The 2,150-nt window shown below is 63.2% G+C and carries 1 protein-coding gene; it reads left to right on the top strand.

The features are described from left to right. Window positions 1-1,733 precede the first annotated feature (1,733 nt). Window positions 1,734-2,150 carry a polyketide cyclase gene (locus OG332_RS07155; RefSeq protein ID WP_327412653.1) on the top strand — a complete coding sequence of 139 codons (417 nt, stop codon included), beginning with the start codon at window positions 1,734-1,736 and terminating at the stop codon, window positions 2,148-2,150.

Here is a 2,150-nt window from a genome sequence, read left to right as displayed (position 1 = left end):
CCCGTCAAGCTGATCAGCGAAATCCCGAAGATGATTCCGCCCACCATCATCGACAAACAAATTCAACGCGGCAATGAACTCCCGCGCCACCCGCGGCGGAAGAGAATTCCCCACCGTCGACACCGCACTCGTCAACGACGTCGACAACTCACGGAGGTCATCAGCCAGATCCTCATAAGGATACCGGCTCGCATAACCCAGGTCCTCATTGCCGGTCGCAACATTCGCACCGACCCAGACCTCAATAAACCCCCGGAGCTCGGGCGAGAAATCAATCACCGTATATTACCGCTTCACATCGTCTTCAGAAGCCGTGCCCTGCGCGACAGGTGCCACCTGTAGTACCGCTCAAACGAGACCTCAAACTGCATGTCCCGCCCGATCCGTCTCCATCCGGGCGGGCGTTCTCCCGGCCCAGCTGCTGCGCCTGCTCCCACTGGTCCTCGGCCGCCTCCTGCCGGGACTGCTGCCGCTAAGCCCAGGCATGGGTCGCCCGTGCTTACTCGGAGTTGAAGGAGATGTTCGCCGAGCCTTGGGATCACGCCGCGCTCCGCGAGTGTGGTGTTGAGTTCGTCCAGGAGCTTGCCGTACTGGCTATGGTCAACACGTTCGCGTCCGGACGAGAGGGTGTGCCGGGTGGACCCGACGTCCTGCCGTCGTTTGAGGACACCCAGCAAGCCGGTCCAGCACCATGATTCCGTTTCGTTCAGCGCCCTCTTCAGACTGCTGCATCGCCACTGGAGTTCCCCCTTCGGCTGAATTCGACTCGGCATCCCGGACGCGACATGTGACGGGCCAAACGATAGACCGCGTCAAGTCCGGGAGCAATCTTTCGGACACGGCCAACAGACGTGCTCGACTGAGCACTTGCCGCAGGAGACTGCGCTCAATCGAGCAGGCGTCGAGGCAAGACGGGGCATTCCGGGCAGCGCCCTGGATGATCGCTCCGGGTAGCGGAATCTACGCGTTAACCAGCAGCCCGGCGGCCGCGGCTGCATCACCTTGATCCATCCCGCAGCCCCGGGCAGAGCGCGCGACGAGGCCGAGCGGCGGCAGCGAGGCACTGCAGCAAGCGCCTGCCGGCATCGGCGGGCCAGCCGCGCGGCTGGTTTGCGTCGTGGTGGAGATGCCGTCAGGAGCAGGCCCGCTGGCGGCACCGACCGGCATAGCCCGCCATGACATAGCCCCCTTCAGGCAGCAGATTCGACTCTTCGGGCAGGATGCCGACTCATGGTCTGCTACGGCGATAGCGCCGGAAGAGGAGGCGGCGGCACCCGAGTCGTTCGCAGGGCTGGGTAAACGGTCAAGAACCGGGCCCTCTGAGATCGCAAACAGGCATGCGACTTCCCGCCATGCTCCGATAGGGTCCAGATCCGGCCACCTGGCCATGCACCTCCACGTCAAACTATCCATTGCCGCCCGACTCACCAGGATCCGCCCCACAGGAGCCTCGAAACCGGGCACTGGAGACCCGGAAATCCTTCGCGTGATCAGCCAACCCGGCTTCCACCACGGTTGGAAGCGCCCCCCGAGCGTGCCGTCTGCTGCCACATGAGACCCGGGCCAGGCGGAACCTGGAGTCGAACATCCGAGCGGGCCGGGATGACCTCGAGCCACCTTCCTGGGGATGGTGCGATGCCGGCAGTTCGTCCGAACGCACGGCAGGCCTAGGCCGGCGATCTGGAGTGTGTGCTATGCCATTGAACTTTTACCGATTCGACGTCAGATGGGATGTGTCACAGCCCAAGAACGCGGTGTTCGAGGCCCTTTCCGACCTCATGAGCTACCCCCAATGGTGGCCGGACTATCAAGCGGTCAGACGCCTCGACGGCGACGTGTTCGAGATCACCGTGCGATCGACCCTCCCCTACTCGCTGGTGGTGACGAACAAATTCCTGATCCGGGACCCCCATCGTGGACACTTCCGGCTTGCGCTGGGCAGGGACCTCGTCGGTTGGATCGACTTCCTCGTCACCGACCAAGGGAACGGGCGCAGTTCGGTGCACATCACTCAGGAATGCACCGCGACCAAGCCCCTGTTGAAGATTCTCGCGCCCGTGGCAAAATCGGCATTCCGGCACAACCATGCACTGACCATGAGGCATGGACTAACAGGCCTTGAGGAGCGACTGGCATCCGGGAACAACTGA

Origin of the sequence: Streptomyces sp. NBC_01233 (assembly GCF_035989305.1) — a bacterium.
GTDB lineage: Bacteria > Actinomycetota > Actinomycetes > Streptomycetales > Streptomycetaceae > Streptomyces.
This window is presented reverse-complemented; position numbering and strand designations above follow the sequence as displayed.